Origin of the sequence: Neobacillus drentensis NBRC 102427 (assembly GCF_001591445.1) — a bacterium.
GTDB classification, from domain to species: domain Bacteria; phylum Bacillota; class Bacilli; order Bacillales; family Cytobacillaceae; genus Neobacillus; species Neobacillus drentensis.
The window spans coordinates 23,351-36,560 of record NZ_BCUX01000050.1; the positions used below are offsets into that span (position 1 = coordinate 23,351).

The window sequence follows — 13,210 nt, forward strand, 5'->3', positions numbered from 1 at the left end:
GGACGGCCTCCCTTTCCTTTATTCTTTGATTATTCTTTCAGCAATTTCTGTGTTTACAAGTGTTTGATGATCGACTTCTTTTGGCAGTACACCAGCTTCTTTCATGATGTTTTGAAGATTACTCCATTCTGCTTGATCAAGAATGGGATCTGTAGCAAAAGAGCCTTGACTTTTATAGCGCTCAATAACAGTGGTCATAATTTCTAAATCTGTGTCCGGGAAGTATGGTTCCACTGCTTTAGCAATTTCCGCGGCGCTGTGCGATTCAACCCACTGTTGTGCTTTGTAGATTGCTCGTGTGAACTTTTCAACCGTTCCCTTATGCTCTTTCATATAGCTTTCCTTGGACATAAAAGTTGTATATGGGACGTGACCGGACTCTTTACCGAAAGAAGCAACAATATGACCTTTTCCTTCTTTTTCAAAAATACTTGCCGTTGGCTCAAATAACTGCACAAATTCGCCAGTTCCGGAGGCAAAAGCATTGGCAATATTGGCAAAATCAATATTCTGGATTAAGTTCAAATCCTTTTGTGGATCAATCCCGTGTTTCTTTAAAACAAACTCACCAACCATCTGAGGCATACCGCCTTTACGTTGCCCTAAGAACGTTTTACCTTTTAAGAGATCCCATGAAAAATTATCAATCTTTTCTCGAGCAACGAGGAAGGTACCATCTGTCTGAGTTAATTGGGCAAAATTGATGACCGGGTCGTTTGCCCCTTGCGCGTAAACATAAATGGATGTTTCTGAACCAACCAGGGCTACATCAGCACCCCCGGAAATTAGCGTGGTCATGGTTTTATCGCCGCCGGGAGTAGTTGTGAGTGTAACGTCTAAACCTTCAGCCTTGAAAAACCCCTTGGCTAGGGCAACATACTGTGGAGCATAGAAAATAGACCGGGTAACTTCAGCGATTCGAACTTTCTCAAGTTTCTTCGTGTCATTTTTTGTGGTGCTATTACAAGCGACAAGTGAAAACATAAGTATAGTGATGAGCAGAAAGGAGAAACTGAACTTTAACGATTTTTTCATGAAGCGAGCCTCCTTATATTTCGAAAAATCTGGGCTAATTGCCTAAGATATATTATGAAAAGGAGAAAAAAGTGTGAATGCCCAGTGATTATAAATTTACGAAAAAGGGAAGTTTTGCAGATGAACCAAAACAGTAATGGAAGAATCATTGATATCATGCGCTTTCCTTCTCCAAATCCGAACGTTGAATTAAAAGTCATTACATACCTTTCCAATGGATTACGAGTGAAAGGATTGCTGGCGGTACCGATTGGGGAAGGTGCGTATGATGGATTCCTTTATTTACGCGGCGGCATTAAAAATGTCGGCAAAGTTCGACCCGCAAGGATTGCCCAGTTTGCTGCTGAGGGCTTTATTGTTTTTGCCCCTTACTATCGTGGAAATCAGGGTGGGGAGGGCAATGAGGATTTTGCCGGCGACGACCGGGAAGATGCATTTTCAGCCTTTTTGCTGTTAAAATCATTACCTAGGGTGCAAGAAATACATATTTTTGGGTTTTCACGTGGTGGTGTAATGGCGCTATTAACAGGGATTGAGTTTCCTGAAACTGCCTCTGTTGTCACCTGGGGTGGGGTCAGTGATATGTCTCTCACCTATATGGAGCGGAAAGATTTACGGAGAATGATGAAACGAGTCATTGGCGGAACCCCGCAGAAGTTTCCAGAACGGTACGAAGACAGGACCCCGCTTTATCAACTGGAAAGGATGTCGGCCCCTGTTCTGATAATCCATGGGATGAAGGATGGAAATGTTTCGGTGGAGCATGCGTATCGACTTGAGAAAAGGCTAAGGTTATTAGAAAAACCAGTCGAAGCATGGTACTTTAACGAGTTTACACATTACTTTCCCCCAGTTGTAAATAGAAAAGTAGTTAATGATTTAACGAAGTGGATGAAAAGTCATCGCAAAAGATGATATTATATAGGTAATACAAGTAGAGGAGCGGATATTAATGGGTATGCCTCTTGAGTTAAATACGATGATTGTGACTAAAGGCCGAGAGAAACGGGTCGAGGAAAACGTCTTTTTGTTAGAAAAAGAAGGGTACAGACTTTATCCAATCGAGATTCCAATTGATGTTAGAAAAACAATGGATAGTGATTCAAGCGGTACCGCATTGATAAAAAAAGTAGAGTTGCAAAATAACACCACGACCATAACCTATCAATTAATTTCATTGAATTCAACGAACTAATAAGTAAGAAAGCCCATATCGAAATGATATGGGCTTTAGTGTTTCATTGAAATTAGATGATGTCCAGCTCCAGCTCCAGCGCCCAGCGGCTAGTGGACTTCGCACTTTTCCCTACGATAAGTCAAGCACGAATGCGCTACGCTCTCCGTGTTTCCTTTATCTCAGTCAAAGTGCTCCAGTCCATACGCAGCTAAACGGGCGCTTCCGCTTACGAGATTGGTCCGCCTTTTTCTTCTATTTCTTCTGAAACATTCGTGAATTTTTTGAAGTTTTCGCGGAATTTTGCTGCTAGTTCTTTCGCTTTCAGTTCATAGGCCTGCGAATCAGACCAAGTTTTAACCGGCTGCAGGACTTCATCTGGAACCCCTGCGATATGGAGCGGGATATTTAATCCAAAGATCTCATCCTTCACGGTTTCTACGTGATTTAGTTCCCCTTCAAGTGCTGCTTGAACCATTGCACGTGTGTGGGAAAGTTTCATCCGATTACCGACACCATATTCTCCGCCAGTCCATCCAGTATTCACTAGAAAAACATTGGCATTGTGCTCAAGTATTTTTTCACCGAGCATTTCTGCGTAACGAGTCGCAGGAAGCGGTAGGAATGGAGCACCAAAGCAAGTAGAGAAGGTAGCTTGTGGTGAAGTTATTCCGCGCTCTGTTCCAGCTAATTTTGATGTGTAGCCGCTTAAAAAGTGATACATTGCCTGTTCCTTTGTTAATTTTGAAATCGGAGGCAGCACTCCAAAGGCATCAGCAGTTAAAAAGACAATTGTGTTAGGATGACCCGCGATGCTTGGTTGAACAATATTATCGATTGCGTCAATCGGATAAGCAGCACGTGTGTTTTCTGTCAATGTTCCATCATCGTAATCAGGGATTCTTGATTCCTGGTTCAATGTTACATTTTCTAGGACAGTTCCAAAGCGAATGGCATCAAAAATTTGCGGTTCTTTTTCACGAGAAAGATTGATACATTTTGCATAGCAGCCGCCCTCGATATTAAAGACGCCATTAGATGACCAGCCGTGCTCATCATCACCAATTAATCGGCGATTCGGATCAGCGGACAAAGTTGTTTTACCTGTTCCGGATAAGCCAAAGAATAAAGCCACATCGCCTTCAATGCCAACATTAGCAGAACAGTGCATGGAAAAAATATTATTTTCAGGCAGTAAGTAATTCATGACAGAAAAAATAGATTTCTTCATCTCACCGGCATATTCTGTTCCACCGATTAGAACAATTCTTTTCTCAAAAGAAATCATAATAAAAGCTTCTGAGTTCGTACCATCAACTGCAGGATCTGCCTTGAAATTAGGTGCAGAAATTACGGTGAAGCCGGCATCATGGGCAAGCAATTCATCATCAGTAGGTCGAATAAACAACTGATGAACAAATAAATTTTGCCAAGCTAACTCATTTACGACTTGGATAGGCAGGCGTGATTTTTTATCAGCACCTGCAAAGCCTTTAAAAATAAAAATTTCATTTTTCTTTTTTAAATAATTAATAACCTTATGATAAAGTCCTGTGAAAACCGCTTCAGAAATGGGTTGGTTGGTAGTGCCCCATTCAATTTTCTCTTTAGTTGATTCCTCTAAAACAATGAATTTGTCTTGAGGAGAGCGGCCTGTATATTTTCCGGTAACAACACTAATTGCCCCGGTAGAGGTAAGTGATCCCTCATCACGAGTTAAGATTTTTTCGACTAATTGAGGTACTGATAATTGGACATTTACGTGATTTTCCTTTAATAATTGCAGTAACTCATTTCGAGTATCAACTGAATTCATTTTATAAACCTTCCTTTATTTTAGTTTTTTATGGTGTAAATAATATAAAAAGTATAACACATTGACTAGATTGATGCATACTATTTATCAGAATTTTTTAAATTTATGCATACCTTAATGGAACTGGAAATCATACTGTTTTGTAGTTTCCCTATTGACATGGACGAAGATTCTTAAAAAATCCATTGACATTGTTTGATGATGTGTTAATATTCAAAGTTGAACGGATACTCTCTTATCCCGAGCTGGTGGAGGGACAGGCCCAATGAAACCCAGCAACCTGCAATATGAAAAGAATGACCACCTAAAAGGTCCTTTTCAAATGCGAAGGTGCTAATCTGACGCAAGGCTCCCGCCTTGAACGATAAGAGCGAAAGGCCCGGAACAACCTTTCCTCTCAGGTAAGGTTTTTTGTTTTGTATAAGCCCTTTTACTAAAAGAGCCTCTAATAAAAATCCTTTGTTTATTACATACTAGGGGAATGAGTACCGTATCAAATTCTCGGGGTTCAAGAAGTATTCCTGTAACCTTCCTAAAACCTCGATTATCTCATATTATAGGAGGAATTCAGATGTCAACAAAACGTCGTTTGTTCACTTCTGAATCAGTTACTGAGGGTCATCCTGATAAGATGTGTGACCAAATTTCTGATTCCATTTTAGATGCTATATTAGCAAAGGATGCTAATGCCCGTGTTGCGGCTGAAACTTCAGTAACAACAGGACTAGTGCTAGTAGCGGGAGAAATCACCACGTCTACTTACGTGGACATACCAAAAATTGTTCGTGAAACGGTTAAGGGTATTGGTTATGATCGTGCGAAATACGGTTTTGACTCCGAGACTTGTGCCGTGTTAACTTCTATTGGTGAACAGTCTCCGGACATTGCAATGGGTGTTGATCAGGCACTAGAAGCACGTGAAGGCCGAATGTCTGATGAAGAAATCGAAGCCATTGGAGCTGGAGACCAAGGGTTAATGTTTGGCTTTGCTTGTAATGAAACAAAAGAGCTTATGCCTCTTCCAATTTCATTAGCACACAAGCTTGCTCGCCGTTTAACAGAAGTGCGTAAAGATAGAGTCCTTGATTACCTTCGTCCCGACGGAAAAACTCAGGTAACTGTGGAATATGATGAGAATGACAAACCGGTACGCATTGATACGATTGTTATCTCCACTCAGCACAACCCAGAAGTTACTTTAGAGCAAATACAGCGTAACTTAAAAGAATATGTTATCAATCCAGTAGTTCCACAAGAACTTATCGATGAAAATACCAAATATTTCATTAATCCTACTGGCCGTTTCGTTATTGGCGGACCGCAAGGGGATGCCGGATTAACGGGTCGTAAAATTATTGTTGATACATATGGCGGATATGCTCGCCATGGCGGCGGTGCCTTCTCTGGTAAGGATCCAACAAAGGTTGACCGTTCTGCAGCCTATGCGGCACGTTATGTTGCGAAAAATATCGTGGCAGCAGGTCTTGCTGATAAGGTAGAAGTTCAACTTGCGTATGCAATTGGTGTAGCACGACCGGTTTCTATTGCAGTTGATACGTTTGGTACAGGTAAAATAGGCGAAGATGTGTTAGTTGACTTAGTTAGTAAAAACTTCGATCTTCGCCCTGCTGGAATCATTAAAATGTTGGATCTTCGTCGCCCCATTTATAAGCAAACTGCAGCTTACGGTCACTTTGGCCGTACAGATGTGGACCTTCCTTGGGAGCGCACAGATAAAGTAGAAACATTACGCCAACAAGCAAATTTATAAATAGAAAAGCGGGGAGTTACATACTATATGTAACTCCTGTTTTAATTCCTACGTCTATTGACCTGTACGATAATTGATTATTAATTAAAATGAAGTGTTTAAGCAGGCCAAAAGAAGTAAAAAATGTGGATATTAAATTTACCTATTGTTCACAGTGCATTTTTTACAAAAAAAGTGGTAGTATTAGAGAGTATGTTTTTTGAGTCCAGCTCTAGCGCAGGGACTTTTACGCTTTTGAGCAATACGTCCGTTTGGCGGATATATAGAATGAGGTGAGGTACATAATGTGTGGTTTTATCGGTTGTGTACACGACAAAACACAAAACTTTAGTGATGAGCAAAAACAACAATTTAAAAATATGAACGATATTATAACACATCGCGGACCGGATGATGATGGTTTTTATTATGATGAACATATCCAATTTGGGTTCCGCCGTTTGAGTATCATTGATATTGAGAGCGGTCATCAACCGCTAACGTACGAGAATGAACGCTACTGGATTATCTTTAACGGTGAAGTATATAACTATGTTGAACTTCGCGAGGAACTATTAAACGAAGGATTAACCTTTGCGACCAACTCTGATACCGAGGTTATTATTGCACTCTACAGCCATTTAAAGGAAAAGGCAGTCGAAAAGCTGCGCGGAATGTTCTCATTTGTTATTTGGGATAAGCAAGAACAATCCCTATATGGCGCTCGTGATCCCTTTGGAATTAAACCGTTTTTCTATTTTGAAGATGGTGAGAGAACCTTTTTTGCCTCTGAGAAAAAGAGCATTCTGTTAGGTCTCGAAAATGATGTACTTAATTATGATTCCCTGCAGCATTATTTGACCTATCAATTTGTTCCGGAACCCAACACTATGTCTGATGGAATTAAAAAGTTAGAGCCGGGGCATTATTTCACAAAAAAAATAGGCTCACCAATGGAGATAAAACGATATTGGAAGGCCCACTTTAAGCCTGTGCAAAAATCAGAACCTGATTTTATCAAGGAAATTAAAGATGTTCTCTTTGACTCTGTCAAAAAGCACATGCGCAGTGATGTTCCTGTTGGTTCGTTTCTTTCAGGCGGAATTGATTCTTCAATCATCGCATCAATTGCAAAAGAATATCACCCAGCGATTAAGACCTTCTCAGTGGGATTTGAGCATAATGGATTCAGTGAAATTGATGTTGCAAAAGAGACCGCTGAAAAGCTGGGTGTCGAAAATATCAGCTATGTGATTTCACCGCAGGAATATATGAATGAAATTCCAAAAATCATGTGGCATATGGATGATCCGCTAGCTGATCCGGCCTGTGTACCGCTTTATTTTGTTGCCCGTGAGGCAAGAAAGCACGTTACGGTTGTTCTCTCCGGTGAGGGTGCGGACGAATTATTTGGCGGTTACAATATTTATCATGAACCGCAATCATTAGAGGTATTTAATAAGATCCCGAGAGCAGGAAAAGCGCTTTTAAAAGGGATCGCAGCCATGATGCCTGAGGGAATGAGAGGCAAAAGCTTTATCGAACGTGGTGTTACTCCAATGGAGGAACGCTATATTGGAAACGCGAAGATGTTTACAGAAGAAGAGAAGCGTGAATTATTAAGTGTTTATCGTGAAGGGTTAGATTATCGCGATATTACGAAACCTCTGTACGCTGAATCACGAGGATACGATCCGGTAGACAGGATGCAGTATATTGATATCCATACATGGATGCGCGGTGATATATTACTGAAGGCTGATAAAGTGACGATGGCTCATTCTTTAGAGCTTCGTGTGCCATTCCTTGATAAAGCCGTTTTCGAAGTAGCTTCAAAGATTCCGACTAGCCTAAAAACAGTGCATGGAACAACAAAGTATATTTTGCGTAAAGCAGCGGAAGGCGTAGTGCCTGCCCATGTGCTTGACCGGAAAAAGCTAGGGTTTCCAGTGCCAATCCGTCATTGGTTAAAGGATGAAATGAACGAGTGGGCAAAAAATATTATCCGCGATAGTAACACGGATCATTTGATTAATAAATCATATGTGTTGCAATTACTTGAAGATCATTGCCAAGGGAAAGCAGACAACAGCCGGAAAATCTGGACTGTGTTGATGTTCATGGTATGGCATCAAGTGTATGTTGAGGATGTTTATTCCTTTCAACGTGATTATGCACTAGAGAAAGTACTACAAACATCTAAAAATTAATGTAAAAAGCACCCAAAATGGGTGCTTTTTGCGTTTTTATTTTAGGGACTTATAATATTGTCCCTTCTCAGCATATTCTTTAGAGATTCTTAGCATATCTTTTTTGTCTTCTTCGTTTAATTCTCTAATAACTTTTGCAGGTCTGCCAAATGCTAAGGTATTCGGGGGGATTTTCTTTCCTTGGGGGACTAAACTTCCCGCTCCAATAAATGCACCTTCACCGATTTCAGCATTATCAAGAATGATAGAACCCATTCCAATTAACGCCTTTTTTCGAACGATACAACTGTGTAAAATAACTTGATGTCCAATCGTTACTTCATCTTCTAAAATTAGCGGGTTATTGGGGCTTTGGTGTAAGATAGAATTATCTTGGATATTTACTTTCTTCCCGATAATAGTTGGGGCTACGTCCCCTCTGATCACAGTGTTAAACCAAACACTTGACTCATCGCCAATCTCGACATCACCAGTAATCGTCACATAATCGGCGATGTAAGCAGAATCAGCTATGCGTGGATATTTATCTTTAAATGGATAAATCATTTTTCTCGCTCCTTTGGGATGATGATTCTATTGTATCGGAAGTTTGATGTGATTCACAAAATATTTGCCCTTTTTTAAAAGGGACCCTATAAAAGTATAAAATTTTTCCAACAATAGGTAATAACTAATTCCAGGGGGGAAGACTATGTGGAAGTGGGAAGCAGAAGGGGAAGCGAAAGCTGTTATCGTGATGGTTCATGGTGCCATGGAACATCATCGCCGTTATGGCTGGCTGATTGAAATGTGGCGTTCAGCTGGGTTCCATGTCATAATGGCAGATCTTCCCGGGCAAGGGATGACAACAAGAGCGAACCGCGGTCATATTAATTCCTTCGATGAATATATTTTCGAGGTGAAGGATTGGATACAAGCAGCCTACCGCTATGATTTGCCGGTCTTTTTACTAGGTCACAGTATGGGAGGCTTGATCTCCATCCGCCTCTTACAAGAAGAAAGATTGAATGTTGCGGGAGTAATCCTTTCATCCCCATGTTTAGGGTTAGTTCATACCCCGTCTAAATTTCTGGATCTTTTATCGCATGGCCTGAATGTGGTTTTCCCTTCACTGCGGATGAATTCCGGATTGACAGTCCAAATGGCGACTAGGAATGAGGAAGTAAGGGAAGCAGATTCAAATGATACTCTATATATCACCAAGGTATCCATTAGATGGTATCGAGAACTAGTAGGAGCCATGAAAGAGGCATTTCAAGAACTCGAAAAAATACAGGACCTTCCGATGCTTGTCATGCAAGGCGGAGATGACAAAATTGTTAATAAAGGCACTGTAAAGGAATGGTTCAATCACGTCCCGTTATCTGAAAAAAGATTTAAGGAATGGCCGAAATGTTACCATGAAATCTTTAATGAACCGGAACGGGAAGAAGTATTTGAGTATGCAAAGGATTTTGTTATAAGTCAAATAAAAGCAATAGGTTATATTGTTTAGAAAGGTTGTCGGTTTCAATGATGCCAATCACCCTTATGTCTAGGGTCTATCGCAAAATACTTCCAGCTGTTCACAAAGAATTGGCTTATTGGAAAAGCCGTGCTGAAAATATTCCTAATGCGGAGCTAAGAACCCAGGCTCTTGCTAGCATTAAGCACAAAACCTTCCATTGTGAAGGAGGAGCCATCCTCTCACTAACTGCGAAAGAGGACTATAAAAAAGCAATAAAATTTATTGTGGCCTATCAAACAATCAGTGATTATCTAGATAATCTATGTGACAGAAGTACCTCACTTGATCCTAATGATTTTGCTGCGCTCCATGAATCGATGTCAGATGCACTGATTCTTAATGCTGAGAAGAAAAACTATTACCGACTTCGCAAGGACCAGGATGATGATAATTATTTGTATGATTTATCGGAAACCTGTCGTTCGGTCCTTAGAGAAGTAAAGAATTATGATGGAATCAAAGATTATTTGCTTGAGCTTTGCCAATACTATTGTGATTTACAAATACACAAGCATGTTACTAAAGAGGAGCGTGTCCCGCGCCTTGAAAAGTGGTTTCAAACCAATCAAGACCACTTGCCTGAAATGGAATGGTATGAATTCTCCGCTTGTTCGGGTTCTACATTGGGGATATTCTGCTTAATCTCCTACTCGCTTCGTGAGGATTTTCAACCTAGTGATGCTGAAAATATTCGAAAGGGATACTTTCCATATATTCAGGGATTACATATTCTGTTGGATTATTTTATTGATCAAGAGGAGGACATAGCGGGAGGGGACTTGAATTTTTGTTCCTATTATCAAAGCGAAGAAATACTTTTTCAGCGATTGAAACATTTTGTCGTAGAAGCAGACCGGCACACGGAGTTTCTTCCGCATAGAAATTTCCATCGCTTGATTAACCGTGGTTTGTTAGGAATATATTTATCGGATGCCAAGGTCCGCAAACAGAAAAAGGTTCGTAGATTGGCAAAAGGAATAATTAAATCGGGCGGTTGGATTAGTTACTTCTTTTATTTCAACGGTCTTGCCTACCGATCTGTGCAAAAATCAGTCCCGGCCTTTGTCACCAGGCTAATCACAAAATAAACCAGGCGAGAAGGCCTGGTTTTAGATTTTTTCGATGGCAATAATAAACGCCGGACTATTTTGTTGATTAATAAATTGATATTGGAGCACATGTGCCGTTTTTTGATCCAATTGCCTGCAATAGCTAAGCAAAGAATCTCGCTCTTCGGCTCCGCCTTTGTGACCATGGTATATAACAAGAACAATGATTCCTTCAGATGTCATAATCTCTAATAGTTGATGAATGGCAGCAATCGTAGTTTCAGGCTTGGTAACAATCGTTTTATCACTGCCAGGAAGATAACCTAAGTTAAAAATGGCACCTGTTACTTTACCATGGCAGATGTGAGGAATCAGTTTGAATAGGTGTTCGTGCCCCGATTGGAACAGCGTAACTCGCTCTGATAGGTTTTGCTTTATCAAACGATCCTTACTGGCAGCAATGGCTTCCTCTTGAATATCAAACCCAAATACATGTCCAGATTCACCAACAAGCCCTGCTAAGAAAACCGTATCACAGCCATTTCCTACTGTAGCATCGACCACAATATCACCGGGATTAACCGCTTTATGAAGTAAACTTTTCGCAAATGGAAGAATTTTATCCACTTTCATCACTACTTCACCAAGTTACCTTGATAAAATTTCCCCTGCCAACTGTTCCTTTCCTTCAGTTTAGCATCAATCGCATTTAAGACTTCCCACTTGTTTACACTCCACATTGGTCCAACCATTAAGTCTATTGGTCCATCTCCTGTGATCCGATGAACAATCATTTCCGGCGGTAAAATTTCTAATTGGTCACATACTAAGTTTACATAGTCTTCTTGGGACAAAAACTCAAGCATTCCTTTTTCATATTGCTTGACCATTGGGGTTCCTTTTAGCAAATGAAGCAAATGAATCTTTATTCCCTGTACATCTAACTTGGCGACTTCCTGCGCTGTTTCCATCATCATGTCATAGGATTCAAGCGGAAGGCCATTGATGATGTGGGAGCAGATGCGAATGCCATGCTTTCTAAGCTTGTTAACTCCGTCTTTATAACACTGAAAATCATGCGCACGATTAATAAGTGAGGCCGTCCGTTCGTGGACAGTCTGCAAGCCGAGCTCCACCCATAAATAAGTACGCTGATTCAATTCCGCTAAGTACTCGACCACATCATCAGGCAGACAATCAGGACGGGTTGCAATTGATAAACCAACTACGCCTTCCTGCTGTAGAACTGATTCGTATTTTTCACGAAGAACATCTACAGGTGCGTGTGTATTTGTAAATGCCTGAAAGTAGGCCATATATTTGCCATCTTTCCATTTTGTATGCATTTTTTCTTTTATGTCGTTAAATTGAGTTTCCAAGGTCTCGACACGATTACCGGCAAAATCCCCTGATCCTGATGCACTACAAAAGGTGCAGCCTCCGTGTGCGACCGTGCCGTCACGGTTCGGGCAGTCAAAGCCGCCGTCGAGTGCAACCTTAAATACCTTGTGGCCGAATTGCCCGCGAAGGTGGTAATTCCAAGTATGGTAACGTTTATCATCAGATGCATATAGAAAAGGTCTAGTCTGACTCAATCAGAAAACCTCCTTTTTTTATAGTAAAAGTTTTGTTAAATCTATTGTTGATTTTGGCACCCTGTTGATTGGAGCGTAAGGCGCGAAGACTCCTGCGGGAGGACGGGACAAGGGAGACCCCGCAGGCGCGTTAAGCGCCGAGGAGGCTCCCCGGACCGCCCGCGGAAAGCGAAGCGCCTGGAGCGGAAATCAACAGGCAAGTTTATCAAAGCCAAAGTAAAAGAGCATAACATCAATTTTAACATGATATGACAAGCTATCCAAATGATAATTATTTACGAACATGCTTGGTAAAAAATTATCCGACTAATTGTGTTATAGGAAAAAGAATGGAGAACACAATAAGAAATGAAGCAATTTGCTTCTAGATATGATGGGGATTGAGATTGAGTTAATACAGAAGGGGGTTCTAAAGATGGCTACTCGCGACTCAATGGATAACTTAATGCAGCAAGTTGAGGATGCAATTCGCTATGCCGAAGAACAGTACAAACAAAGCAGCCTTCAAGAGCAGTATAATGATGATGATTACACAAAGGCAATGCAACAGCTTGAAGATACTTATCTGGACATTACCAAAATGGCCCATAGTGCTAATTCACAGCAGCGGGATCAACTCCATAGAATGAGACTCCAGCTTCAGCAGCTTCAGAACACAATGATTCTAGAGGGGGAAAACCTTTGAAAAAGCGTTCCAAGCAACAAAATCCCGAACAGAAAACACGGAATGGAACTAATAATCAAGATCTAGAGCTCGGACAAGATTTTGATATTGTAAAGCAAGCAAAGAAGAACTATGAAAAAACAGGCGGACAGCCCGTGAAATCCAAATTTCACCAAGAATAGGACCAATCTTCCTAATAATAAAGAAGGAGCCCTCATTTTTTTCGTTGAGGGCTTGCTTGTTAGATGCAAAACGGTTAATCACAAACCTAATCCATAGCAAATCAGATAAATTTCACAACTCAATTCACAGTATATTGCACAGTAAAAAAAGCTTAGAGATGCAAATATCTCTAAGCTTTTTTTTCATGAAAGCACCTGTAAGTTGTACAAGTTCATTTGACGCTAAAA

At 40.7% G+C, this 13,210-nt stretch carries 13 protein-coding genes and 1 riboswitch; of the genes, 8 read left to right on the top strand and 5 right to left on the bottom strand.

Going from position 1 to position 13,210, the window contains the following annotated elements:
• Positions 1–18 precede the first annotated feature (18 nt).
• Entirely contained in the window at positions 19–1,035 is a 1,017-nt protein-coding gene (locus tag BDR01S_RS19510) for an ABC transporter substrate-binding protein (RefSeq protein WP_066258307.1), read from the bottom strand.
• Positions 1,036–1,155: 120 nt separating this feature from the next.
• Between BDR01S_RS19510 and BDR01S_RS19515 the strand changes: the two genes are divergently transcribed.
• Positions 1,156–1,950 carry an alpha/beta hydrolase family protein gene (locus BDR01S_RS19515; RefSeq protein ID WP_066258305.1) on the top strand — a complete coding sequence of 265 codons (795 nt, stop codon included), beginning with the start codon at positions 1,156–1,158 and terminating at the stop codon, positions 1,948–1,950.
• Between the two features lie 37 nt (positions 1,951–1,987).
• Positions 1,988–2,230 (top strand): DUF2584 domain-containing protein, encoded by a 243-nt coding sequence (locus BDR01S_RS19520; RefSeq protein ID WP_066258303.1) that lies wholly within the window; start codon positions 1,988–1,990, stop codon positions 2,228–2,230.
• Positions 2,231–2,438: 208 nt separating this feature from the next.
• Here the strand turns inward: BDR01S_RS19520 and pckA are convergent, their stop codons facing one another.
• On the bottom strand, positions 2,439–4,025 hold the full coding sequence (gene pckA / locus BDR01S_RS19525) for a phosphoenolpyruvate carboxykinase (ATP) (RefSeq protein WP_066258301.1): 1,587 nt from the start codon (positions 4,023–4,025) through the stop codon (positions 2,439–2,441).
• A 232-nt stretch (positions 4,026–4,257) separates the two neighbouring features.
• Positions 4,258–4,396: riboswitch (SAM riboswitch) on the top strand.
• A 200-nt stretch (positions 4,397–4,596) separates the two neighbouring features.
• Here pckA and metK point away from each other — a divergent pair.
• Positions 4,597–5,796, top strand: coding sequence for a methionine adenosyltransferase (gene metK, locus BDR01S_RS19530; protein WP_066258300.1), 1,200 nt, complete (start codon positions 4,597–4,599; stop codon positions 5,794–5,796).
• A gap of 284 nt (positions 5,797–6,080) precedes the next feature.
• Complete coding sequence (gene asnB / locus BDR01S_RS19535; protein ID WP_066258298.1) at positions 6,081–7,985, top strand: asparagine synthase (glutamine-hydrolyzing); 1,905 nt, start codon at positions 6,081–6,083, stop codon at positions 7,983–7,985.
• 36 nt (positions 7,986–8,021) lie between these two features.
• Here the strand turns inward: asnB and BDR01S_RS19540 are convergent, their stop codons facing one another.
• Entirely contained in the window at positions 8,022–8,531 is a 510-nt protein-coding gene (locus BDR01S_RS19540; RefSeq protein WP_066258296.1) for a gamma carbonic anhydrase, read from the bottom strand.
• Positions 8,532–8,676: 145 nt separating this feature from the next.
• Here BDR01S_RS19540 and BDR01S_RS19545 point away from each other — a divergent pair, with 145 nt between their 5' ends.
• Together BDR01S_RS19545 and tbcS are read left to right on the top strand one after the other, a co-directional pair.
• Positions 8,677–9,480, top strand: a complete 804-nt coding sequence (locus BDR01S_RS19545; RefSeq protein ID WP_066258294.1) for an alpha/beta hydrolase — start codon at positions 8,677–8,679, stop codon at positions 9,478–9,480.
• 17 nt (positions 9,481–9,497) lie between these two features.
• Positions 9,498–10,580 (top strand): tetraprenyl-beta-curcumene synthase, encoded by a 1,083-nt coding sequence (gene tbcS, locus BDR01S_RS19550; RefSeq protein ID WP_174523461.1) that lies wholly within the window; start codon positions 9,498–9,500, stop codon positions 10,578–10,580.
• A gap of 21 nt (positions 10,581–10,601) precedes the next feature.
• On the opposite strand, the gene mnmM is transcribed toward tbcS, so the two are convergent.
• Together mnmM and mnmL are read right to left on the bottom strand one after the other, a co-directional pair.
• Positions 10,602–11,174, bottom strand: a complete 573-nt coding sequence (mnmM, locus tag BDR01S_RS19555) for a tRNA 5-(aminomethyl)-2-thiouridylate-methyltransferase MnmM (RefSeq protein ID WP_066258290.1) — start codon at positions 11,172–11,174, stop codon at positions 10,602–10,604.
• Positions 11,175–11,176: 2 nt separating this feature from the next.
• Positions 11,177–12,136, bottom strand: a complete 960-nt coding sequence (gene mnmL / locus BDR01S_RS19560; protein ID WP_066258288.1) for a tRNA modification radical SAM protein MnmL/YtqA — start codon at positions 12,134–12,136, stop codon at positions 11,177–11,179.
• A gap of 415 nt (positions 12,137–12,551) precedes the next feature.
• Here mnmL and BDR01S_RS19565 point away from each other — a divergent pair, with 415 nt between their 5' ends.
• Both BDR01S_RS19565 and BDR01S_RS19570 read left to right on the top strand, forming a co-directional pair.
• On the top strand, positions 12,552–12,821 hold the full coding sequence (locus tag BDR01S_RS19565) for a YtzC family protein (protein WP_066258287.1): 270 nt from the start codon (positions 12,552–12,554) through the stop codon (positions 12,819–12,821).
• On the top strand, positions 12,818–12,982 hold the full coding sequence (locus BDR01S_RS19570) for a glycogen biosynthesis protein GlgD (RefSeq protein ID WP_066258286.1): 165 nt from the start codon (positions 12,818–12,820) through the stop codon (positions 12,980–12,982). Before BDR01S_RS19565 ends, BDR01S_RS19570 begins: the two co-directional genes overlap by 4 nt.
• The last annotated feature ends 228 nt before the right edge of the window (positions 12,983–13,210 follow it).